Source organism: Rickettsia akari str. Hartford (assembly GCF_000018205.1).
Lineage (GTDB): Bacteria > Pseudomonadota > Alphaproteobacteria > Rickettsiales > Rickettsiaceae > Rickettsia > Rickettsia akari.
Genome location: NC_009881.1, coordinates 1019340 through 1042173 on the forward strand (window position 1 = coordinate 1019340; position 22834 = coordinate 1042173).

Below are 22834 nucleotides of genomic sequence, written 5' to 3' on the forward strand. Positions count from 1 at the left end.
AAATTGAGACTGGATATTATGAAGTAAACAAAAACTTGTCAACTTAAAATGTATACTCATATAGAGCTTCAAAAATTGGCTACATCGTCTTATAAGATCTGCGGTACTCACGTATTAAGTATAGGCCCAGTTCCTCGACTTATAGACTCCTTGCTCTTTTTGAAGTTGATCTTCGTATATCTATTTCATTTACTGTGAGTTTATTAATATAATACTCACAATCATCTTTAATAGGGCATATGTCACAATCTGGTTTTCTAGCTTTGCAAATATATCTACCATGCAGAATTAGCCAGTGATGGGCGTGAGTTAGCCATTTTCCATCGATAATTTGCAGTAGCTCTTTCTCTACTATTTCAGGACTATTACCTTTAGCAAGTCCAATCCTTTTGGCTACTCTAAAAACATGCGTATCAACTGCCATTGTCGGCATACCGAATAAGCAGTTTTGTACAACATTGGCAGTTTTTCTACCAACGCCTGGTAGTTTAACTAATTCCTGAAAGTCATTTGGTACTGAAGCTTGATAATTGCTTATCAATATTTTACATAATGCGATAATATTTTTTGCTTTGCTGTTAAATAGTCCGATAGATTTTATATATTTTTTAAGTCCTTCTTCACCGAGTTCTAGAATTTTTTCCGGTGTATCGTAAGCTTCAAATAAAGATTTAGTTGCTAAATTTACTGATATATCGGTGGCTTGAGCAGATAATATTACTGCTACTAATAAGGTAAAATCATTCTTATATATTAATTCAGTTTTCGGATTTGGATTATTCTGACTAAAAATTTCAAGAATTTTATTAACTATTTGTGCTTGCATATATTGCTATAGAAAGTGTATTCTAGAAAATAAATTATTGAGTCTTAAAATGCTAGAAAATAAAAATTTTGAATTTATAGAAAATGCACTAAAAAATAATAAAGTAGTGCTGTTCATGAAAGGTACTCAGGAAGCTCCAATGTGTGGCTTTTCTGCTAAAGTAGTAGCTATTTTGAATAAATTAGGTGTAGAGTTTCGTGATATTAATGTATTTGTTAATCCGGAATTTCGTGAAGATTTAAAAAAATTTAGCGATTGGCCAACATTCCCACAATTATACATTAAAGGGGCATTAGTCGGCGGCTGTGACATTGCAACAGAACTATACAATAATGGCGAACTTGAGAAGATATTAAGAGAGTAAGGATGTCATACTGCGACTCTTTGATGTCATTACCGCGAAAGCGGGAAGCCTTACGCTGGATTCCCGCTTTCGCGGTAATGACATCTAAAACATAACAATTTTGTAAAAAACATGAACAAATATTTAGAATATCCCGAAGTAGAAAGTAAAGAGCAGCCGGCAAAGCAGCTAGTAGTGTTACTGCACGGCGTCGGCTCGGACGGACATGATTTAATAGGATTAGTCCCTTATATCAAAAATGATTTACCCAATTGTCATTTTATTTCCCCACATGGTATCGAGGCTTATGATATGATGCCTTATGGTAGACAATGGTTTAGTTTGCAAGCACGCAGCCCGCATATTATGGCAAAGCTAATTGCAAATAATATTTCTAAGATTGAAGATATAATAAAGCAAAAGCAGGAAGAGTTACATCTAACCAACAAAGATACTATCATTATCGGCTTTTCTCAAGGTACAATGGTAGGGTTATATTTAACACTAGTTCAAAAAGAGTCGTTTTTTTGTACTATAGGTTTTTCGGGTGCATTAATTCCACCTATGGAAGTTAATAATACGCTTACCCCTATATGCTTGATTCATGGGGAATTAGATGAGGTAGTTGGTGTTAGTGCGATGTATAATGCGTCAAACTATTTATCTAAGCTCCATATAGAGCATAGCGTGCATAAATTAACTTCTCTTGCTCACTCAATAGATGGACGGGGGCTTGAGATTGCGATTAATTTTATAGATTTTGTGTATAAAAATTAAACTATGTTATTGCCTTAATACTTTATAAACTAAGATTATTTGTGGTGATTGTTTAGAAGTAATGGATAAAATCACCAATAATTCTATTGATTTGATTGTAACTTCTACACAATATAATTTAAAGAGTTCTACGGGTAATGGTATGAAAGACGCATGTGGTAGTAAATGGTCAAATGCAGCTTTACTTAATGGTTATAAAACCACTCCGATTGTATGCCGCATGATTAATATGTCAGTTGGCAAAGAGAATGCTTAGCTGAAATGCTGAAGATAATATCAAATGATGGAGCTATTTTCTATAACCATAAATGGAGAGTACAAAAAGGAATTCTACAAGATCGTCAAGATATAATATCAGGTTTTCCTGTAAGGCAAATTGTTATATGACAACGCAAAGGAGGGATAAATTTTAATCCTGGTTATTTTCTACCTACGTCTGAAGTCATTTATTTAATATTTTAAATTATCTCCTAAAGCAAATGCATATGGTGATGTATGGGCATTTACTTAAGAAATGAATAATGATCATCCTAGACCGTTTCCAAATGCACTAATTAAAAGAATTATATCTTCTACTAATGCAAAAATAGTCTTAGATCCATTTATAGGTTCTGTAACAACAGCAATAGCTGCTCAAAAATTAAATTGAGATTATATAGATATAGAAATTTCTCAAGAGTATGTACAACAAGCACAAGCAAGCATTAATGATCAACTTGACAAATTAACAATATTAATAAAATGAATATTCCTATTTATACAAAAGAATCTTTAATTGCTAAATGACTTGAAATTAAATCTATGGGATGTATAGAAAATAGTAGGTATGGAAATCATGGTGGGCTTGGAAACACTATTGAAGATTTATTAGGTATCAGAGAAAGAATTTTTCTTATATTCTAAAATCATGACACTTTCAGGATTTTCGTTAAATAAATTTATAGGAACAGTTGCAATTGGGGATATTGTTGTAGATTTTGATGCTAGAACATGGCATAATCATGGAAATAAGTTCAGGTTCAGAAATAGTAGATTGCACGAGTTGTATGAAAATGTAAAACCAATATAAATATGGGATAATTAATGAATATTTTTAATAATAATTTGCATGAAACGGATAAAGAAATTAATGAAATAATAAAACATGAAAAGTTACGTCAAAGTAGCGTAATCGAGCTTATTGCATCAGAGAATTTCGTAAGTCCCGCAGTACTTGAAGCTCAAGGGTCGATTCTGACTAATAAATATGCAGAAGGGTATTCCGGTAAACGTTTTTATAACGGTTGTGAGGAAGTAGATAAAGCTGAAAATTTAGCTATAGAGAGAGTAAAAAAATTATTTAACTGCAAATATGCAAATGTGCAACCTCATTCAGGCTCACAAGCAAATCAAGCTGTATATCTTACTTTATTACAGCCGGGCGATACAATTCTTGGTATGTCATTAGATAGCGGTGGGCATCTAACGCACGGTGCATCCCCTAATATGTCCGGTAAATGGTTTAACGCCGTTTCTTATGGCGTAAATAAAAAAACTTATTTAATCGATTATGATGAGATTGAGAGGTTAGCAGTTTTACATAAGCCAAAACTACTTATAGCTGGCTTTTCTGCTTATCCTCGTAATATTGATTTTACAAGATTTAGAGAAATTGCGGATAAAGTCGGAGCATATTTCATGGCAGATATTGCTCATATTGCAGGGCTTGTTGCCACAGGTGAGCATCAAAGCCCTATTTCTTATGCTCATGTTGTTACCTCCACTACTCACAAAACGCTTAGGGGACCAAGGGGTGGTTTAGTCTTATCTGACGATGAAGAGATAGGCAAAAAAATAAATTCTGCATTATTTCCAGGATTACAAGGTGGTCCGTTAATGCATATAGTCGCCGCAAAAGCAGTAGCTTTTTTAGAAAGCTTGCAGCCTGAATATAAAAGCTATATTAAGCAGATAATAAGTAACGCTAAAGCTTTAGCAAGTAGCTTGCAAGAAAGAGGATATGATATATTAACAGGCGGAACAGATAATCATATTGTTTTAGTGGATTTGCGTAAAAACGGAATTACCGGAAAGCTTGCTGCTAATTCTTTAGATAACGCAGGGATTACATGTAATAAGAATGCTATCCCGTTTGATGAAACTTCGCCTTTTATCACTTCAGGTATTCGCCTTGGTACTCCCGCATGTACTACTAGAGGCTTTAAAGAACAGGATTTCGTATCAGTCGGTCATATGGTAGCAGATATTTTAGATGGTCTAAAGAATAATAAAGATAATACTAAAGCTGAACAGCAAGTGCTACATAAAGTAACAAAACTAATTAAATTATTTCCGTTTTATGACTAATTTAAATAAAAAACCGGATTGGATAAAGGTTAAAGCTCCTAATTCTGCAGAGTATTATAATACAAAAGATTTAATAAAGAATCTGAGTTTAAATACTGTGTGCGAAGAAGCTGCTTGTCCTAATATCGGTGAGTGTTGGTCGAAAAAACATGCAACCATGATTATTTTAGGTTCGGTTTGTACTAGAGCCTGTATGTTTTGTAATGTCAAAACTGGTAGACCTGATTTACTTGATCCGCACGAACCGCAAAGGTTAGCAGAGGCTGTACAAAAGTTAAATCTTAAACATGTAGTAATTACTTCCGTCGATCGTGATGACCTTGAAGACGGTGGAGCTTCACATTTTGCGGAGTGTATTAATGAAATTAGAAAATCCTCGACAAATACTACTATCGAGATTCTAACACCCGATTTTTTAAGAAAAGAAGGAGCAGCTGAAATAATAGCCAATTCAAAGCCTGACGTATTTAATCATAATGTCGAAACAGTACCGTCTTTATATAAAACGATTAGACCTGGAGCTAGATATTATAATTCTTTAAGCTTACTTCACAATATCAAAAAATTATCTCCTGAAATTTTTACAAAATCAGGTATGATGGTAGGACTTGGCGAAGAAATAAATGAAGTAGTACAGGTTATGGATGATTTAAGGGAAGCACAAGTTGATTTCCTCACTATCGGACAGTATCTGCAACCTACTAAAAATCATGCCGAGGTCGCAAAATATGTTACTCCTGAAGAGTTTCAATATTTAGGGCGAATAGCAAAAACAAAAGGATTCTTGATGGTTTCGTCAACCCCGCTAACCCGTTCTTCATACCATGCCGATGAGGATTTTCAAAAATTAAAAGAGAATTACCAACAGCGTCATACAGTGGCTTAACAGGTGTTGTTGTATGGATACTCGAACCGTCATTACGAGAAGAAGCGTAGTAGCATCGACGTGGCAATCTCATCAAGCAAGTAGTACCAAAGTCCTGAGATTGCTACTTCCTTTTAGTTGTTTAACTCATGACAATATTAACGCTTTCTAGCAATACCTCTAGAGTAAATAACCCTAATATTGATTAATTTTTATTATATGATACTATGCGTATTATATACGTGTATGAGGATTGTTTTATGCAGAAGAAATTAACAATTACTATAGATGAAACGGTGTATTATAGACTGTATTCTGTAATAGGTGCACGCAAAATTAGTAAATTTATTGAACAACTTGTAAGACCTTATGTAATTAATGAGGAGCTGGGAGTTGCTTACAAAGCTATGGCTAAAGATACAAAAGCTGAAGAACAAACCAATGAGTGGGTAGAAGGATTAATAGACAATGATTTGTATGAAAAGATGTGAAGTATGGTTGGTAGATTTTAATCCATCGTTAGGCGGTGAAGTAACTAAAGTAAGACAAGCAATAATCGTTAGCAACAATTACTCAAATGCTTCATTAAATCGTGTGCAAATAATACCTTTAACTAGTAATATTGATAAATGCTATCCTTGTGAAGCTTATATAATGATAGGTGGTAAAAAAGCTAAAGCCATGGCTGATCAAGTCATGACAGTAAGCAAATTAAGGTTAAAATCTAAAATTAATGTTATCTCTAATGAAGATATGCAGCTTTTGGAATATGCCATTAAATTACAGCTAAGTCTATAAAGATAATTTATTCAATACTTGGTACAATGATAAACGTAGAAATCATAAAAAATTACGACAAATGGCGTGAGCATAAGCAGATAAATAAGAGTTTAATCCAAAAAATAACTCAAAATATTTTATTGCGGTTTAATAATTTTAGTAAAATAAAACAATTTGAATTATCAATGTTACTAACAAATACTGCAGAAATATTGACCTTAAACAAACAATTTCGTAATATAGAAAAGGCTACTAACGTTCTTGCTTTTCCAAGTAATGAATTAAATTGGCAGGATTTATATTCTAAACTTGAATTTTTAGGCGACTCTGATTATATGCACTTAGGTGATGTAGCATTTTGTTATGAGGTAATATATAATGAATCGTGCGAGCAGCAAAAAACTTTTGAGAATCATTTTATTCATCTTTTAATACATAGTATTTTACATTTAATTGGATTTGATCATCAAAATGACACAGAAGCACACATTATGGAAAATCTAGAAATTGAAATATTATCATATTTCGGTATTTCTTCCCCTTATTAACTAAATAAAAAACTTTATGTTAAAATCTTCAAAAAAAGAAGATTCTAGTAAAAAAAATCAAAATAATAATTTAATTTTTACTGTACGAAAATTATTCTCTCCGATAAAAAATTTTTTTAGAACAACAAAAACGCCTGATAATTTTTTTGGTGTCATCAAACGCCTTAAAATTAATATCCAAAAAATGACCCTAGACGAGCGTAATATTTTAGCTAATTTATTGGAGCTAGAAGATAAAACTATTGAAGATATAATGGTACCGCGTTCTGATATTGTGGCAATAAAATTAACTGCGAATCTAGCAGAATTAAGTGAGTCTATTAAGTTAGAAGTCCCACATACACGCACTCTTATATATGACGGTACTTTGGACAATGTAGTAGGGTTCATTCATATCAAAGATTTGTTTAAAGCATTGGCTACAAAGCAAAATGGTCGTTTAAAAAAACTTATACGTAAGCATATAATTGCAGCTCCTTCTATGAAATTATTAGATTTGCTAGCAAAAATGCGTCGCGAGAGAACACATATTGCAATAGTTGTTGATGAGTATGGCGGTACTGACGGTTTAGTTACTATTGAAGATCTTATAGAAGAAATAGTAGGACGCATTGATGATGAGCATGATCAGCAATTAGATAGCGATAATTTCAAGGTTATTAATAACTCAACAATTATTTCAAATGCACGTGTTGAAGTAGAAGTGCTTGAAGAAATAATAGGAGAAAAGCTAAAAAATGATGATGATGAGTTTGATACAATAGGAGGACTTGTATTGACTAGAGTCAGTAGTGTTCCGGTTATCGGTACTAGAATAGATATTTCAGAAAATATTGAAATTGAAGTTACGGATGCAACTCCTCGTTCTTTAAAACAAGTCAAAATTAGACTAAAAAACGGTTTGCATAGCGATAAGATTTGATTTTAAATAAATATGAATTTAGAGTGGTTGATACTCTAAGTTCATTAAAAATGTTTTGTTATTATGTTTCAGTATTGTATTCTACTGCTCCAATTAATCCTTCTTCTTGGGTATTTGTTCCAATATAATAATTATAACAGACTTCTCCTACCTTAATTGCAGCTAATGTTCCAAGCACATGCTCTCTACTACTGCAAGCTTACCGTACCAAGAGTGTTGTATTATCGTTTACTGTATCATTGATTATTTCCTTAAGCATAAATATCAACCTATTAATTAATATTAAATTCTAGAGCCATAGCGTATAACTAAATATTCACTAATTGTCAATAATAATTACCAAGAAACATGGTAAAATATAATTTTATGATGTTATTTTCATTTGACTTAGCAGAAAAATTGCGTTCAATACCGAATTCTCTATATATAAGAAATGATCGTTATGCATAAACTAAACAACTCTCAGCTATAAGCTAAGATGTTATAAATAGAAGTGTAATCGATTAGAAATAGGTCATCATTAATAGTTTCACCTTCTTGCTCATCAATATACTGCTGTATCATTTCATCAGTAATATTACCTAAATTAACTGCCATATAACCTCTAGCCCAAAAATGATTGCCCCAATACTGCTTTCTCAAATAAGCAAATTCTTGCAATAATATTCTTGAGCTACTGCATTTTCAATACTGCACAAGTTTGCTAGGTGTTATTTGCGGTCTATACTAGATAAACATATGAACATGATCACAAGCTACTTTGCCTGAAATTATCTGTACTTCATGTTCCATACAAATACTCCTAAATAAATCTCTAGATCTCTCTTCGCTACCTTTCACGTTAATACACTCTTGCTATACTTTGGTACCCACATATTGTGTACTTTTAAATCATACTGGATATGGCTATTTTTTTCTATAACTTCTCATATCTCTTTATAAATTCGTCGCCAAGGCAACTTCATTATATCTTACATTCGACTAAAGGCGATTGATTGTTCATCCCAAATCGGCATATTAGATATTAAACTACAAAATTACAGTAGTATATATCCTGAAGAAATTGTTACAAAAACAAAAATGCTTGAATTTTTAAATGAGTATGCAAACCATTTTAGCCGAGATTTATAAATAGGACATTTCACTGCTTCGGCTTTTTTACTTAATAATGATAAAACTAAATTTTTATTTATACACCATAAAGAGCTTGATAAATGGCTTCAACTAGGCGATCATTGTGATGGAAATAGTAATATATTAAATGTAGCGTGTTAAAGAAGCTATAGAAGAATCAGGAATTAATTAGATTAAAACAATAAATAAAAATTTTTGATATAGACGCACATTATATTCCGCACACTCATAAGGAGCCTGCTCATTATCACTATGATGTACGATTCTTACTCAAAACAGTAAATAACGCTAATTTTATAAAAAATAACGAATCGAATGAACTTAAATGGTTTAGCTTTTCTGATTATTCAAAATTAGATATTGAGCTAGAACGTTCCGTTAATAAAATGATAGCAAAGTTTATGAAAATTAACTATCCTGCTTGTTAAATATAAATTATTTCCCTATAACGGCATTTTTAATAGAATATAAATCAAATGCCATTATCTAGAATTTTTTCATTCCGTAGCAAGAACAAGGAAGCTTACCACAAAACCCAAAAATGACGCATCCAAACCCAATTAATGAGATTGCACGCTCCTTACAGTCGCAGCCTTATTGCACAGATTGCAAAAATACGCTCGGTGTCATACCTTTATTTGACCACGGTATCTGAAAAAACAACTTGTAGCGTATATTATTTGTCTATTTTTCCTGGATCCCGCGATCAAGTCCTTAGATGACAGAAGAACAACCGATCCACGCAACAACGCCTACAGTCGCTCACAATGACAAGAAAATCGTATCACGTAGGCAACATCAGTATCATTATGCTATTTTTTGATATTCAAAATATATTTTCCTTACTGCATAAATCCAAGCAAGGCATACGAAAGTAAATACCACCATTAGAATCGGTGAGATTGAGGTAAAAGTAGCAGTCGGAACTAAGGTAAAGATAATAGATTGTACAAGACCGCTAGAGGATTTGCCAACTTTTGCACTTATTACGTCAACCGCTGCTTTGCCTTTGGTTTTAAGCTCCTCATCAAGAGGGATATATAACATTTCTCTTGAAGTATCCCATATAGAATATTTAGTACCTTTAGCTAAAATATTTTGAATACCGCCGATCGAAACGGCAAGAGCAAGAGGTGACATTAAAATTGCTCCATCAAATAATGATAAAATTTGTTGATCAAATACTATAAGTACAAAGAACAAAATGCCGGTCACCATTATTATAACTGGTGAAATAACTGCTGCTGCAAACCAGTTATGCATACGCATAACGTTATTACCGATGATGGTCATAACCATTATTGCAACGCCTGTCCAAAGTATATACAAACTGTTAAATTCAGCATAGGTATTTACAGTCGGATATAATTCCTTAATTTTTGCTTTCCATACGGCTTCGACTAAGTTAATAGCAAATCCGAACGCTGCGGAACAAATTAAAAGTAGCCATAAATATTTTGATTTTGCAATATATTTAAAGCTTTTAATCAGTCCTATCCGTGCTGAAGTTGATCTACCGCTTTTTACTTTGGCATAAAATAATGGGTTAGTAAAAACGTTCTTACTAATAAATCTAACTAACAAACAATAAACAATAGAAACGATAGCAACCATTGTCGTGGATACTTGAACTAAAGTGATTTTACTATCCGAAATACTCATAAACTTCTTAATAATAGTATCTTCCGATGATAGATTCATCATTAAAAAGCCGACTAATATTAAAGAAGAGTTGCCGAATAGCGAAAAGAGAGTATAAAATCTTTTTGCTTCTTCGGTGGTAGTAAGTTCATTAGCAAACTGCCAAAATAATAATACGTAAAAAATATTAGGCCAAAGCTCGGCAAGACTATAATATACTATATAACCCCAATTACCTACTAATGATATATACCACTTAAAATGAGGATAGCGTTCCATCCAGTCAGCTAGATTATCTGGATGTACATGAAAAATATGAATATTAGGATAAATAACAAAGGCAAATAAAACAAAAAAGCCGATGAAAAATGCACTTAAATAATAAAAGATCTTGTCAAAAGTAAGATGATTAATCATTTTAGCATAAATAATCACGAATAAAGCAGCAGCAGGAGTAACACAATAAACTTTAGCAAAACCTGCTATTTCTGCACTAATCTCAGAAATTAAAATACTATCTTTTAAGATTCGTAAAACATTTTGATTAAATAAAATACAAAACATTAAGGCACTCATCGGAATAAACTTTCCGAGTTCGTAATTATGCACAGGCCAAAATGCCGCTCTGAATTTGCTTTTAAACGATCGTGATGAGGTACTCAGCATTATAAATCCCTAAGGACAAAAAAAAAACTTAAGTACTTTATGTTCTGTGTACTTTACAATCATTAATTATACAGCACACATAACCTCAGATTTTATGAAAATATATCTACAGATATCATCTGAGAGATGGTATACTGTTTGTTGTACTTTGACGGTGCTGAGCTTATATAATATGTTTATTCTTTTGTCAATAATTTAGTCATAAAATAAAATACTCGCAATGCTCGATAGTAATAAACTACAGGAATATTTTGAACTTTATGATAATTATACAAAGGCACATAAGCTAGGTAATAAATATTTAGAATACGCTAAAATAGTAATGCAAACAGAGTATTATAGGGTGTTGTATTACTCGGCATCATCCTCAATGCCATCCTTGTCATTCCCACGAAAGCGTGAATCTAGAGATAATCACAAGATGTGTTCCCGCTTTCGCGGGAATGACATAAACAGAGACATGGATGACAAGCATAAGTTCCTAATCATCCCATCTATCTTCAACTCACCGGAAATATTTTTTCTAGCTCGTGGCAAAAATTTTATTGAAAATTTGAGAAACTACGGTGAAGTTTATTTAATAGATTGGCTAGAGATTGAGGAACCTAAATATTTACTAGACGACTATGTGCATAAAATCATTGAAGTAATAGATAGTTTGAAAATTAAAGACATTAATTGCATAGGTCATTGTATCGGCGGTAACCTTGCGATAGCTACAAATGTACTTATACCTAAATTTATAAAAACTCTGACTTTACTTACCTGCCCGTGGGATTTTTCTCATTTTTTTTATATAAGAATGTTGCATCGATGTTTAAAACTAGATAGTGGCATAGAAAATTTACCGACAATTCCTAAGATTCATATTCAAATTTTATTTTTTCTGTTATTTCCTAACTATTTCAATGCTAAATTAAAAAAATTCTGCTCTATCACTTCTGATCAGGAGCAAGAATTAGCATTTAGAATAGAACATTGGCTTACGTCAGGAAACAATATATCTAAAGGTGTGTATAATCAAATCATACAAAATATATTGGATAAAAATATGTTTATAAATCTTAAATGGCAAATCGATAATAGATCTCTTCAGAAATTCGCTTATAGAAAGGAATTTGGAGGAGACACGGAACGCAGCACCGCATCGTATATAAACATACGTGAGGATGCGAGTACCGGATCGACGTACAAATTACCTCTAGAAGTAGAGTTGCCGAAGAGGTCTAATTTTATTATTGATCCGAGTTTAATCGATTGCCCTGTATATATAGTAGCAGCGGAAGATGATCAAATAGTGCCTAAATCTTCCATTTTATCTTTGCAAAAATTATTAAAAAACTCTAAACTTATAGAAGTAAAAGGCGGACATATTAGCTATTTGATAAATAGTAAATTAGATAAATTATTTAAGGAGTATACTTAGATAGAACTTCAAAAATTGGCGTTGTCATTCTATGAGCTCAGGTGCTCACGTATTACTATACGCTCCGATCCAAGGACTCTGCATGCCTAGTTCTTTTTGAAGTTGATCTTCGTATACCTATTATTCATTCACTTGGAGTATACACATTATGATAAAACCGGTTTATATAACTTATGCGAAAAGGACGGCGTTCGGCTCGTTTATGGGTAGTCTTAGCACGACTTCAGCACCAATGCTAGCTGCTCCTTTAATAAAAGATATGATACAAAACAGCAAAATCGATCCAGCTTTAGTAGGTGAGGTAATACTTGGACAAGTAATAACAGGTGGTAGCGGGCAGAATCCGGCGAGGCAAACTCTGATTCATGCGGGGATACCGAAAGAAGTGCCGGGTTATACGATTAATAAAGTATGTGGCTCAGGTCTTAAAAGCGTAGCACTTGCAGCAAATGCGATTATGACTGGTGATAATGAGATAGTTATAGCAGGTGGGCAGGAAAATATGTCGCTCAGTATGCACGGTAGCTATATCAGAGCCGGAGCTAAATTCGGCGATATTAAAATGGTTGATCTCATGCAGTATGACGGACTAACTGATGTATTTTCAGGAGTATTTATGGGAATTACTGCCGAAAATGTCTCGAAACAGTTTAATATTAGTAGACAAGAGCAAGATGAATTTGCTTTAAGTTCTCACAAGAAAGCAGCTAAAGCACAGCTAGCCGGAATTTTTAAAGATGAAATTTTACCTATCGAAGTAACGGTTAAAAAAACTACTAGTTTGTTTAAACATGATGAAACAATCAGACCTGATACAAGCCTTGAAATTCTGAGTAAATTATGTCCTGCTTTTGATAAAAACGGCGTAGTTACGGCTGGTAATGCTTCTTCAATCAATGACGGTGCGGCATGCCTTATGGTAGTTTCTGAAGAAGCATTGAAAAAGCATAATTTGATGCCGCTAGCTCGTATTGTTTCTTATGCTTCAGCCGGTGTTGATCCAAGTATTATGTGTACTGCCCCCGTTCCTGCCTCCCAAAAGGCTTTAAGTAAAGCAGGTTGGAGTGTTAATGATTTGGAAATTATCGAGGTTAATGAGGCGTTTGCTGCTCAAAGTATTTATGTAAACCGTGAAATGAAATGGGATATGGATAAGGTTAACATAAATGGCGGTGCAATAGCCATCGGGCATCCGATTGGTGCAAGCGGTGGACGTATTCTTATAACTCTGATACACTCTTTAAGAAGAGCTAAAGCTAAAAAAGGCTTAGTCACCTTATGTATCGGCGGAGGTATTGGTATGGCTATGTGCGTTGAAGCAGTTTAAATGTAAGTTAAATATGCTGTTACAGTTTTTTAATCAATAGCAAATTACGAGGTATTACTCAATAAATATAGATTTAGTCATTGCAAGCAACTGCAAGGAGCGCGGCAATCCAGAAAAATAATCAAAAAAATGCTACAAATTAGCATTTTTATATTTCCTTGCTTCGTCAATTACTTAGTAATTTCCTGGCAATGACAGAGACTTTCAGAAATATCTATAGTTATTGAGCAATGCCAATTACGAAAGTAACTTGCTATTGAAGGTAACTACAGTTTGTTATAAAATATATCTGATTTAATATCTCTACAACCTAATAATGCATCTTTACAATGCGTTATTGTATTTATAAACTCATGGAATGCAGAAGAGTTGGAGAATACCTCCGGTTCATAACTCTCCCAATAATTCTCTGCTTCTTCTATGTGATTACAAACATGCTTTAACTTTCTACCGAAATATTTAGGAATATTACACAAATTTTTTGCCCAGCTCCATACCATAAAATAGTTAGGATTGAAATCAGTATGATCTATAAGAGGAGTTAATTTAAAATACTTCAATAAATTAGAAAAGTGATTTATGAGTTTATGAAAGACTAACACTTCATTTTGTACGTAATTCTCATCATCAAATTTATATATTTTTATGCATACTAGTATCTCTTTTGCAAGTTCCATATAACGAGAAGATGAAAATTGGGTATTATAAAAGGTATAAGTTTGATTGTTATTAAGTCATTATTTATTATTTGTGCATCTTCAATTGGATATGCGTCATTCCAATCAATTAAATAGGACAATATATAACTTAAGGCAGCTAATTGCATGCTTGGTGACTAGTTTATAGGATTGCAAGAAGACCAAATGCTATAACACTACATATTTAATAATTTCCTTATTATTTTGCATTTATTATATCCTGTTTAGGTTAAGGAAATATATTAAATGACTTTGTAAAAGATAATAAAGTTTTATTAAAAATCATTAATAATTTGGCGATAATTTTATGAATTATACATGTCTTTATATACTGTAAATAGTAACATTAAAAACTTGTTTACTTCTGCTAGTTTCATACTTAAGATATTTCTATATTAAGTAGAAACTTCTGTTTATGTACAATCAATCCGATGAGCACATCAAATCTATTTTAGATGTATGGAAGATTATTGAAGTACTGACTCCCAATAAAAACGAAAATTTAAATAGATATTTTGAAATCATTAGAAGTAATACAGATAAAAAAGATAATTTTAGTTGCCGGCTTGATGAGCAAGAAAAGCTTTTTTGCTTGAAAGATGCACCGTTTAAAAAGCTATATAAAACATAACTCGGTATTGAACTCAACATTAATCTTAATGAAAATAAGGTAGCCGTTCATTGGCATGTTTATTTAGGATATTTAAAATGGTCAGCAGCTGAAATTGATCTTTTAAAGAAAATAGGTATGAAAAGACAGTTTGCATGTAAATCTAATTTCCTTATAAAATAAAGGAAACATGGCGATAATTTGTATTTGCGAACCTAAATTTGAAAGGCGAAAACCTTGATGACTCCTTTACTTTCCCGGAAGGTAAACTACAAGAATTGGATAACTGTCGAGACGCTTGCATGGTGGATGGTACGTTATGCGAACCTTGAACGAGTATAGATTAGCCTTGATTCAGGCTATGCTTAAGTTTTGTTATATCTACTTTGAAAACGATTAATTTTAAAATATGGTTTATTACCCATATAAATATATGGGCATTTATTATAGAACTCAGTATTATTAAATTAATCGATTAAAGGCTAAAAAAGCATTCTTCTTTTGAATGGGATGAAGAAAAAAAATAATATTAATATTGCGAAGCATAATGTAAGCTTTTATGAAACTCAAAAAGCTTTTCTAGATATATAAAGGATCCTTCTTAAGGATATGGACCATAGTATTACAGAAAAAAGATATTTTTGTTTAGGTCAAGTTAATGGTAATATTTTAACAGTCCATTTCATGTTTTGAGGTAATCATATAAGAATTTTTGGAACAGAATACTGGCTTAAAGGTAAGAGAATTTATGAGCAAGAGAATAAAATACAATGATGTGGCAACAGTGGAAGTAACAATAGTAAAAGATTTCTTACCACATCCTAGAGAACTGTTATTAAAAGATGATTCTGTAAAAGTAACCATTTCTTTAAGTAAAGAGAGCGTAGAATTCTTTAAATCAGAAGCAGCCAGTGCACATGTCCCTTATCAAAAAATGATTAGAATGTTACTAGATAAATATACTAAGCATTATAAAGAAAATAAAAGAGCATAGAGCTGGCGGAGAGAGAGGGATTCGAACCCTCGATACGGTATGACCCGTATAACGGTTTAGCAAACCGCCGCCTTCGGCCACTCGGCCATCTCTCCGGTTATTGCTTAACTTTATATCATCTAAATTATAAAATTTCTAGAATTATTTTATAATGCTTCTAACTAAATATAATCATTTCACGGCTTGACAGAATCGCCAATAACTAAAGCTTCCGTATCATAACCGGGCAGTCCCTTAAATTTAAGATCCCAATAACTAGTTAAACCATCCCAACTACAGACATGTTTAATATATTTATAACAATGCTCAGCCTCTATTTTGTAGTTTCAATAGTTGTGTTATCCTCACAAATATTAAAAAGTTGCTCGGTTATATAATAAATAGATTTGATATCGTTTTTATATTTACCTATTAGGTAATCTATAATTTCGACGCGTTGTTGTAGGCTAAGATTGTAAGAGCTCGCAGTTAGCAGCTTTACCCAACCATCTTTATCGTTACAAATATTAAAAAGTTGTACGGCTGCAGGACAAATAAATTCGGTATTATTTTTATATTTATCTACTAAGTACTTTATAATGTCGTTTCACTTGTTTAAACTCAGATGACAAGAGTCTAAAATTAACAATTTTACAAAATCATCATTATCGCTACAAATGCTAAATAGTATTTCTGAATATTCTTCGCTAAGATTATTAAATAATTTCTGATATTTTACTAACAATCTATTCCAAGTTATTGCTTCAATATCGACAAAATGATTATAATTTTTAGGCTGGTAATCTAATTCATAATACGTCAATGGTACCATAAAGTTGAGGTTATCTAAATTTTGATGATATTTTATATATCTGCTACTAGCTCACAATCTAGTTTTCTAATATCATTTACTATATTACCTATATACCGTGTGATCTACATATTAAATATTTAAATCTTCAAATGTAATAACTTGCCCTTTGATTATTGTATAGTTTTTAATTATAGATTCTTCATAGTTAGCAATAATATAAATTTTCGGATTATATATCTTTAAAATTATTGCGCAGCATATTTTTTACTGCTTTTACCGTATTGTGATTTAGATAATCAAGCTCTAGCATATGAATATTGGTAAGTAGTAAACTTGCATTATCTATCTTATCAAAAGGAACAACATACCATGGGTATTCACATTCTTTAATGCATCCTTTAATAAGAGTAATTTTTGAAACATTCTTCTTTTAAAAATGTATCATTAGTATATGCTAAAGCTAAATTTTCATAACCCTCTAACATTATCTAAATAGCTCTGCCAATCACTAGTTAATAATTCTAGCCATTGCTTAAAAAACTACAACTAATTTTCATATAATAATATTATTGAGTTAATTTAAAAGCTTTATAAATCAGAAGTTATTAGAGGTGTTATTTGCTAACGTTCTCTAAAAAATTCTGTAGTTCTTCTAAATTACTAATATTACTTAATTTATATGGATAATTAATTTTCCGTAGCATATTGGTTAGTACGTTTCCTGCCCCTATTTCTACTATATGGGTTACATCTAGCTGATTAAATAGCTTTAAAGTTTCACGCCATCTAACTCGTCTACATATCTGAAGAATTAAATTTTGTTTGATTTCGGTAGGATCTAGAGTAAGTTTTGCAGTACAATTTTGGATTATCGGTATTATAGGCTTATTAATTACAGATTTATCAAGAGCTACTCGCATTTTTTCTTCTGCAGGCTTCATTAAGCTACAATGAAATGGAGCACTGACTTTCAGTTTTATCGCTTTATAACCTAAATCTTTAATTATACTAATAGCATGATCGATAGCTGTGGTTTTACCGCTAATAACTATTTGTCCTTTGATATTATCGTTGGCAATTTGGCATACATTTATTTTGTTGATATCTTCTAATATTTCTTCAAGTTTTTGAAGCGGAATATTGATACAAGCTGCCATGCTTCCCTCACCTTCGGGACATGCTTCTTGCATAGATGTACTACGTATATGAAGTAGCTTTGCTGCTGTCTCAAGGCTAATACTTTCGGTACTACATAAAGCACTATATTCACCTAGCGAATGACCGGCAGCATAATCGCAAAAACTATCCAAATTTTTACCTGTTTCAGCTTTGATAATATTTATTATTGCCATAGATACTGCCATTAATGCCGGTTGTGCGTTAGTGGTTAAGGTAAGTTCTGCAGAAGGTCCATTAAAAATTATATTAGTGAGCTTTCGATTTAGTACTTCATTAACGACTTGAAAAGTTTCTTTGGCGGGTTTAAAATTATCATAAAAATCCTTCCCCATGCCGATCAATTGCGCACCTTGACCGGGGAAGATAAAAGCTGTTTTCATATTTTGTATTATCGATTGAGTCTGTTAATGGATATTATTAAAATTTTCTAAAATAGTCAAATTATTTTAAGCATTTAAAAACGGTTTTTCAATTGTGACGCTACATATAATTTTTACAAAAGTATTAATTTTGCTTAGCTCTATAACTTGATTACTTCCAACTAGTACTATAAATTAAACTAAGAAAATATAAACAATAAAATTAGTGATGAAGGTAAAAGAACATTTTAAAAAAGTTAGCAAGTACAGCTTTTGGTCCGTGGCTTGCTGCATTTCAAAAATGATTTAGTAACGAGGAATTAGAAGCAACAATACTGAATATAAAGCAAAAGGAATCTTAAAAGCTAGAGGTTAATAAAAAAGATTTAGTATCTAATAATGTTATTGAAATTGAACAAAAAGATATAATAGAGAATGCAATTTCAGGAGCTAACTAATATAAAGAAAATATAAGTTTGGTATTGACCATAATTACCAATATTAAATTAGAAAAATTTGCAGAATTTATCTCTAATTTACCGAAAAAACATAGTGAATTTAAGGATTACTTTCGTAGTGAAGCACAAAAAGATATTTTTTAAGAAGATGCTTATAAAAAAGTTGTTAATAAAGGTAAATTAGTTAAAAAACTCTAAAACTTATATAAATATAATCATGAAAAAATAGAACGAAATGTTCATGAATTAGAAGCTTATTTAGGTTCATATGAATATAAGTGTGATATTACTAAATCTGATTTATTAGGGCATGATTATTACTATAATGCATAAATTATTATGCTATCTGAAGTAGCGGTTTCAATAAAAATCTTATTAATTTTCTTATGACAATATTTAAATATAAATGATTTAAATTTAGGATATAGTAGTTAAATTGAAATCAAAAATATTTAAGTTGAAATTTAAATAAATGTTACTACTATTATGTAATGTAAACTAAACTCTATAAAATTAATAATGTTTGATCAGTCAAATATCTTATATACTCTGTTAATAAGTATTTTTATCTTTCTTGTTATAATCGTTATTTCTAAAATATCAAAATATAAAAGGACCTTAAAAGAAAAAATTTAAGTATTATACAATTTTATCTAGATAACAAATTGCTTCATAATCATTTGAATAAAAATCTTAAAAGCCCTAGAACTGAGAATTATGCTAATGCTTTTTTAGAAAATATCAAATATGATTTGACATTAAATGATATAAGGATGATCTAGCAGGAAGAGCTAGTAGGTGATCAGGAGCTAAGGAGTTTATTTCAAAGATAAGTTAGAAGAAGTTGCTGCATCTTTGAGATAAAACAAAAAAAGATATAACAGCTTTGTATGAGGTGCTGCATGCTAATAAAGAGTCTCAGAACCAAGAAGCACATAGATTATATATATTTATTTACCGCCTGATCAAATAAAGAAGCAAGACGCCAAAAGACTTATTGATGTAAAATCTCCGTACAAATTTACTAAGGCAGAAATTTAAATACTGGATATTTATATACATTTAGTGCAGTTATTTAATACTAGCTTGGAGTAAGCTAGGAAGTAATTGCTAAAAGCTGGAATAACATTAAGGACATTTTCCGATACATGCATCCATTCTTTAACAATAGCTAATTGACTTTTTTAAAAAATTAATTAAAACCTTCCTCAAGAATAGCAATAATGTTATTCTTGATTGTAGAAGTCCTTTATCACAGATGGTTAGCATTATCCATTTAAAAATGCTCCTCAACTTTGTCATGGTTGGTGTGATTTTAGCTATGTTCAGGGTTTAAAGTACAAATTTTAAACCTAAAAGCTATATAACTGTTCTGTGACAGTTCTTCTAATGCCCCAACCACCCAAGGTCAAAATCTTTGGCGGTTGAAACTTGAGCAATTTAAGTTTGGGAGCATTTAAGTGTTAAATCAAGGTAAAAAAGCATTTACGATAGAGTATTAGATTCTACTGAACAAGAGATAAATATGCTAAAAGATGAAATTGCATTTTTATTAAGAAATCCTTTCACAAAAGAAGATATAGAGAGAATTGAGTAACGTTTAGGAGAGTTGGAAAGCCGAATAATGACTTAATAAAGCAGCTGTTAATCAAAAGTTTGCTTGACTATTTCATACCAGCAATTTTCAGGAGTGTTAGATTTATTACTAAAACCGCATATAATTAGCCGGTCTTTAGCTCTTGTCATTGCAACATAGAGTAGTCTTATATATTCTTGCAAATCTTGTAATTTTGCAGCTTCTTTTAATTCTTGTAGGAACTCCGGCGTATCTACAATATTAGCAGAGAAGAACATTTCCCCTTTATCGTCCCAAATAAATTGATTGCTACTTACAGGCAAAGTAGTAGAATCGCATAATATAACAATAGGAGCTTCAAGTCCTTTAGAGCCGTGTACGGTCATTACTCTTATTTTATCTGAATGCTCCATATCACGTTTGATGTAGATATCGTTATTCTCAAACCAAGCAACGAAGCCTTGCAGTGAATTATCTATATCATTTGCATAGTGTTTGCTTAACGTTAATAGCTCATTTATCATATCATCACTATCATCATCGTAAAGCTCTCGTAAATTTAGATTATGCACCACTAAATCAAAGAAATTCTCAACAGTCGATATTTTATAAATTTCAATTAGGGCATTTAACTTAGCGTATATTGCTTCACAAGCAGATAGATTATCCCATAAACTATTATCGTTTTTATTTATAAGAAGTACGTATAATTGCTTTTCGTTAATGCCGATAATCGGTGATTTTAGTAAACCGGCAAGGTTTAGATCATCATCTGGTAGTAATACAAATTTAGCCACGGACATTAAATCCATTATAGTTAGATTTTCTTTAATATTAATTCTATCGCTTATCTCAACGTTAAGCTTAGCGTTACTAAGTTCTTTTATAAGATTATTGCTAAATTCATCTCTCTTTCTTACTAATATTATGAAATCTTTTTCAGATATTGTGCTTACGGTAGACGGTAAAATTTCTTTGCTTTCTATTTGTTCTTGTATGAAATTTACAATTTTTTCTATAAGTAAATCAGCAGCAGATTTAGAATGTTCATAATCTTCAGGCAATGCCCAAAAAAGCTCTTCTTGTTTTTCACTCATTACTAAAGGCCAAATTGTCACTAGGCCTTGATGTGTACGACATGAGGATATTAAAGGATTATCCGCAAGGAATAAACTAGGGTAATTGGATTTTATATTTTTCAAAACATTATGAGTAAATTGTAAAATCTCTGCACATGATCTATAAGAAAATTCAAGGGTGATATTTTTGAATTTTTTATTAGCACTTGTAAGGTTTGCTTTTAGTTGCTCCTTTACTAAGCTGAAATTATGAAGATCAGACCCTTGAAAACTGAAGATGGACTGTTTATCGTCACCAACTATAAAGGTACTATTACTTGGTTTATCTGCCGCATTAAACGCTGTTATTAAAGTAGTGATAATATTCCACTGCGGGGGGCTTGTGTCCTGTGCTTCGTCAACAAGAATGTGTTTTATCTCGTTTTCAAGCTTGTGCAACAACCACTCATGCGTAGTGTTATTATTCAGCAATTTTTCGGTGTAGTAAATTAGATCATCGTAATCGAGTAAATTATTTTCTTCTTTATATGAATCGTATTTTTTTAAAATAATATGAGCAAGTTTAGTAAGTAAGTTCGTATGATATTCTAGCTTCTCTATGCGATGCAACTCATCTAAACGGTAAATTTCAGAGATAATTTTTTCTAGCTCTAGCAATAATTTAGGATATTTTCTTCTTAATTCTTTCGATAAAAGGCTTTTACGTTTTTTTCCGTCTTTTGTAAAAAAGATTTCTTTCGGCTCTATTTCCAAATCATATTCTGCAAATAAGCTTTTTACCTTATCGTAAATATTATTTAATTCCACAAACGCTAATCTTTTATTATATATTTCATTTGGAATAGTTTTATGAGTAAATAACTTCTTGAATTTAATTTTCTGATCGATTATTTCATTAAAAATATCTTGCAGGGTTATTTCATGAAAGCGGTTAAGTAAAATTTTAATGAAGTCATTATGCTCATCACTTAAGTAGATTTCATTTCTGATATTTAGGAAGATATCTTGTAATTTAGTTTCTTCAAGAATTTTAAATTCCGGTGTGATACCTGCTTCTAAAGGAAAAGTGTTAAGGATTTTTTGACAAAATGCATGAATTGTATAGATATTTAAAGGCTCGTTGCTCTTTAGTATTTTATCGTATAAAGTTTTTGCATTTTCTATTTCTTGAGGTAGCGGCTTATTACCACTCATTAAGAAGAGTTCATTTTCTAAATTTTCTGCATCACAAAGAGAAAGATGTTTAAGCTTACTATTAATTCTTGCTTTCATCTCTATAGCTGCAGAATTAGTAAAAGTAAGACATAAAATATTGGTAGGTTCTACGCCTGTTATTAACAAACGTAAAAATCGATCGGTCAGGATTTTGGTTTTACCTGTACCGGCAGATGCCGATACCCACACAGAATAATTAGGATCGGAGGCTTGTTGTTGTAGATTGCTCATTTATGTATCGCTTACTGTCACCACGTGGCTTGACCACGTGG

21 protein-coding genes, 1 tRNA gene and 4 pseudogenes are annotated in these 22834 nt (G+C 31.7%); 17 read left to right on the forward strand and 9 right to left on the reverse strand.

Annotation, left to right across the window (positions count from 1 at the left end):
• Positions 1-139: 139 nt before the first annotated feature.
• Positions 140-826 carry an endonuclease III gene (nth, locus tag A1C_RS05120; RefSeq protein WP_012150011.1) on the reverse strand — a complete coding sequence of 229 codons (687 nt, stop codon included), beginning with the start codon at positions 824-826 and terminating at the stop codon, positions 140-142.
• A 49-nt stretch (positions 827-875) separates the two neighbouring features.
• Here nth and grxD point away from each other — a divergent pair, with 49 nt between their 5' ends.
• The 12 genes and pseudogenes from grxD (at position 876) to tlyC (ending at position 7407) form a co-directional block, all read left to right on the forward strand.
• On the forward strand, positions 876-1190 hold the full coding sequence (gene grxD / locus A1C_RS05125; RefSeq protein WP_012150012.1) for a Grx4 family monothiol glutaredoxin: 315 nt from the start codon (positions 876-878) through the stop codon (positions 1188-1190).
• Between the two features lie 111 nt (positions 1191-1301).
• Positions 1302-1946: a dienelactone hydrolase family protein gene (locus A1C_RS05130; RefSeq protein ID WP_012150013.1), complete on the forward strand. Its 645-nt coding sequence runs from the start codon at positions 1302-1304 to the stop codon at positions 1944-1946.
• Between the two features lie 61 nt (positions 1947-2007).
• Positions 2008-2202: a hypothetical protein gene (locus A1C_RS05135; protein WP_012150014.1), complete on the forward strand. Its 195-nt coding sequence runs from the start codon at positions 2008-2010 to the stop codon at positions 2200-2202.
• Positions 2203-2207: 5 nt separating this feature from the next.
• Positions 2208-2333, forward strand: coding sequence for a hypothetical protein (locus A1C_RS09140; protein WP_012150015.1), 126 nt, complete (start codon positions 2208-2210; stop codon positions 2331-2333).
• Positions 2334-2460: 127 nt separating this feature from the next.
• Positions 2461-2595, forward strand: a complete 135-nt coding sequence (locus tag A1C_RS08240; protein ID WP_012150016.1) for a DNA methyltransferase — start codon at positions 2461-2463, stop codon at positions 2593-2595.
• Between the two features lie 240 nt (positions 2596-2835).
• Positions 2836-3015, forward strand: a pseudogene (locus tag A1C_RS09615) (MvaI/BcnI family restriction endonuclease); the annotation flags it as partial.
• A 14-nt stretch (positions 3016-3029) separates the two neighbouring features.
• The gene (glyA, locus tag A1C_RS05145) at positions 3030-4292 is read left to right on the forward strand and encodes a serine hydroxymethyltransferase (RefSeq protein ID WP_012150018.1); all 1263 of its coding nucleotides are present in this window, start codon (positions 3030-3032) and stop codon (positions 4290-4292) included.
• Complete coding sequence (lipA, locus tag A1C_RS05150) at positions 4285-5178, forward strand: lipoyl synthase (RefSeq protein WP_012150019.1); 894 nt, start codon at positions 4285-4287, stop codon at positions 5176-5178. The genes glyA and lipA overlap by 8 nt, the downstream gene beginning before the upstream one ends.
• 239 nt (positions 5179-5417) lie before the next feature.
• Positions 5418-5648, forward strand: a complete 231-nt coding sequence (locus tag A1C_RS05155; RefSeq protein WP_012150020.1) for a hypothetical protein — start codon at positions 5418-5420, stop codon at positions 5646-5648.
• Positions 5635-5955 carry a type II toxin-antitoxin system PemK/MazF family toxin gene (locus A1C_RS05160; protein ID WP_012150021.1) on the forward strand — a complete coding sequence of 107 codons (321 nt, stop codon included), beginning with the start codon at positions 5635-5637 and terminating at the stop codon, positions 5953-5955. The genes A1C_RS05155 and A1C_RS05160 overlap by 14 nt, the downstream gene beginning before the upstream one ends.
• Positions 5956-5981: 26 nt before the next feature.
• Complete coding sequence (gene ybeY, locus A1C_RS05165) at positions 5982-6485, forward strand: rRNA maturation RNase YbeY (RefSeq protein WP_012150022.1); 504 nt, start codon at positions 5982-5984, stop codon at positions 6483-6485.
• Positions 6486-6501: 16 nt separating this feature from the next.
• A complete protein-coding gene (tlyC, locus tag A1C_RS05170) occupies positions 6502-7407 on the forward strand; it encodes a hemolysin C (protein WP_012150023.1) in 906 nt (301 codons plus the stop codon).
• Between the two features lie 462 nt (positions 7408-7869).
• Here the strand turns inward: tlyC and tnpA are convergent.
• Positions 7870-8337 (reverse strand): annotated as a pseudogene (gene tnpA / locus A1C_RS07275) (IS200/IS605 family transposase).
• Between the two features lie 261 nt (positions 8338-8598).
• On the opposite strand from tnpA, the pseudogene A1C_RS08885 reads away from it, so the two are divergent.
• A pseudogene (locus A1C_RS08885) lies at positions 8599-8969 on the forward strand (NUDIX hydrolase).
• Between the two features lie 379 nt (positions 8970-9348).
• Here A1C_RS08885 and tlc5 read toward each other — a convergent pair.
• Positions 9349-10848, reverse strand: a complete 1500-nt coding sequence (tlc5, locus tag A1C_RS05180; RefSeq protein ID WP_041816792.1) for a GTP/GDP exchange transporter Tlc5 — start codon at positions 10846-10848, stop codon at positions 9349-9351.
• A gap of 220 nt (positions 10849-11068) precedes the next feature.
• Between tlc5 and A1C_RS05185 the strand changes: the two genes are divergently transcribed.
• A complete protein-coding gene (locus A1C_RS05185) occupies positions 11069-12274 on the forward strand; it encodes a palindromic element RPE1 domain-containing protein (RefSeq protein WP_041816793.1) in 1206 nt (401 codons plus the stop codon).
• Positions 12275-12422: 148 nt separating this feature from the next.
• Positions 12423-13601, forward strand: coding sequence for an acetyl-CoA C-acetyltransferase (locus A1C_RS05190; protein ID WP_012150028.1), 1179 nt, complete (start codon positions 12423-12425; stop codon positions 13599-13601).
• Positions 13602-13867: 266 nt separating this feature from the next.
• On the opposite strand, the gene A1C_RS05195 is transcribed toward A1C_RS05190, so the two are convergent.
• Entirely contained in the window at positions 13868-14278 is a 411-nt protein-coding gene (locus tag A1C_RS05195) for a hypothetical protein (RefSeq protein WP_012150029.1), read from the reverse strand.
• Between the two features lie 436 nt (positions 14279-14714).
• Between A1C_RS05195 and A1C_RS06270 the strand changes: the two genes are divergently transcribed.
• Positions 14715-14930 (forward strand): hypothetical protein, encoded by a 216-nt coding sequence (locus tag A1C_RS06270; protein WP_012150030.1) that lies wholly within the window; start codon positions 14715-14717, stop codon positions 14928-14930.
• 727 nt (positions 14931-15657) lie between these two features.
• Positions 15658-15903, forward strand: coding sequence for a CopG family transcriptional regulator (locus A1C_RS05205; protein WP_052290658.1), 246 nt, complete (start codon positions 15658-15660; stop codon positions 15901-15903).
• Between the two features lie 3 nt (positions 15904-15906).
• On the opposite strand, the gene A1C_RS05210 is transcribed toward A1C_RS05205, so the two are convergent.
• The 5 genes and pseudogenes from A1C_RS05210 to A1C_RS05225 all read right to left on the reverse strand — a co-directional run bounded on the left by A1C_RS05210 (position 15907) and on the right by A1C_RS05225 (position 22793).
• Positions 15907-15998, reverse strand: a tRNA-Ser gene (locus A1C_RS05210).
• A 491-nt stretch (positions 15999-16489) separates the two neighbouring features.
• Entirely contained in the window at positions 16490-16714 is a 225-nt protein-coding gene (locus A1C_RS07305) for a hypothetical protein (protein ID WP_012150032.1), read from the reverse strand.
• Between the two features lie 32 nt (positions 16715-16746).
• Positions 16747-16955 (reverse strand): annotated as a pseudogene (locus tag A1C_RS09315) (hypothetical protein).
• A 355-nt stretch (positions 16956-17310) separates the two neighbouring features.
• Positions 17311-18255 (reverse strand): ACP S-malonyltransferase, encoded by a 945-nt coding sequence (gene fabD / locus A1C_RS05215; RefSeq protein ID WP_012150033.1) that lies wholly within the window; start codon positions 18253-18255, stop codon positions 17311-17313.
• A gap of 2081 nt (positions 18256-20336) precedes the next feature.
• Positions 20337-22793, reverse strand: coding sequence for a UvrD-helicase domain-containing protein (locus tag A1C_RS05225; RefSeq protein ID WP_012150034.1), 2457 nt, complete (start codon positions 22791-22793; stop codon positions 20337-20339).
• Positions 22794-22834: the final 41 nt, after the last annotated feature.

Bases quoted from the DNA above. Each gene is read 5' to 3' on its own strand.
- nth (WP_012150011.1), bottom strand. From the start codon at position 826: ATGCAAGCACAAATAGTTAATAAAATTCTTGAAATTTTTAGTCAGAAT.
- grxD (WP_012150012.1), top strand. From the start codon at position 876: ATGCTAGAAAATAAAAATTTTGAATTTATAGAAAATGCACTAAAAAAT.
- A1C_RS05130 (WP_012150013.1), top strand. From the start codon at position 1,302: ATGAACAAATATTTAGAATATCCCGAAGTAGAAAGTAAAGAGCAGCCG.
- A1C_RS05135 (WP_012150014.1), top strand. From the start codon at position 2,008: ATGGATAAAATCACCAATAATTCTATTGATTTGATTGTAACTTCTACA.
- A1C_RS09140 (WP_012150015.1), top strand. From the start codon at position 2,208: ATGCTGAAGATAATATCAAATGATGGAGCTATTTTCTATAACCATAAA.
- A1C_RS08240 (WP_012150016.1), top strand. From the start codon at position 2,461: ATGAATAATGATCATCCTAGACCGTTTCCAAATGCACTAATTAAAAGA.
- glyA (WP_012150018.1), top strand. From the start codon at position 3,030: ATGAATATTTTTAATAATAATTTGCATGAAACGGATAAAGAAATTAAT.
- lipA (WP_012150019.1), top strand. From the start codon at position 4,285: ATGACTAATTTAAATAAAAAACCGGATTGGATAAAGGTTAAAGCTCCT.
- A1C_RS05155 (WP_012150020.1), top strand. From the start codon at position 5,418: ATGCAGAAGAAATTAACAATTACTATAGATGAAACGGTGTATTATAGA.
- A1C_RS05160 (WP_012150021.1), top strand. From the start codon at position 5,635: ATGAAAAGATGTGAAGTATGGTTGGTAGATTTTAATCCATCGTTAGGC.
- ybeY (WP_012150022.1), top strand. From the start codon at position 5,982: ATGATAAACGTAGAAATCATAAAAAATTACGACAAATGGCGTGAGCAT.
- tlyC (WP_012150023.1), top strand. From the start codon at position 6,502: ATGTTAAAATCTTCAAAAAAAGAAGATTCTAGTAAAAAAAATCAAAAT.
- tlc5 (WP_041816792.1), bottom strand. From the start codon at position 10,848: ATGCTGAGTACCTCATCACGATCGTTTAAAAGCAAATTCAGAGCGGCA.
- A1C_RS05185 (WP_041816793.1), top strand. From the start codon at position 11,069: ATGCTCGATAGTAATAAACTACAGGAATATTTTGAACTTTATGATAAT.
- A1C_RS05190 (WP_012150028.1), top strand. From the start codon at position 12,423: ATGATAAAACCGGTTTATATAACTTATGCGAAAAGGACGGCGTTCGGC.
- A1C_RS05195 (WP_012150029.1), bottom strand. From the start codon at position 14,278: ATGGAACTTGCAAAAGAGATACTAGTATGCATAAAAATATATAAATTT.
- A1C_RS06270 (WP_012150030.1), top strand. From the start codon at position 14,715: ATGTACAATCAATCCGATGAGCACATCAAATCTATTTTAGATGTATGG.
- A1C_RS05205 (WP_052290658.1), top strand. From the start codon at position 15,658: ATGAGCAAGAGAATAAAATACAATGATGTGGCAACAGTGGAAGTAACA.
- A1C_RS07305 (WP_012150032.1), bottom strand. From the start codon at position 16,714: ATGGTACCATTGACGTATTATGAATTAGATTACCAGCCTAAAAATTAT.
- fabD (WP_012150033.1), bottom strand. From the start codon at position 18,255: ATGAAAACAGCTTTTATCTTCCCCGGTCAAGGTGCGCAATTGATCGGC.
- A1C_RS05225 (WP_012150034.1), bottom strand. From the start codon at position 22,793: ATGAGCAATCTACAACAACAAGCCTCCGATCCTAATTATTCTGTGTGG.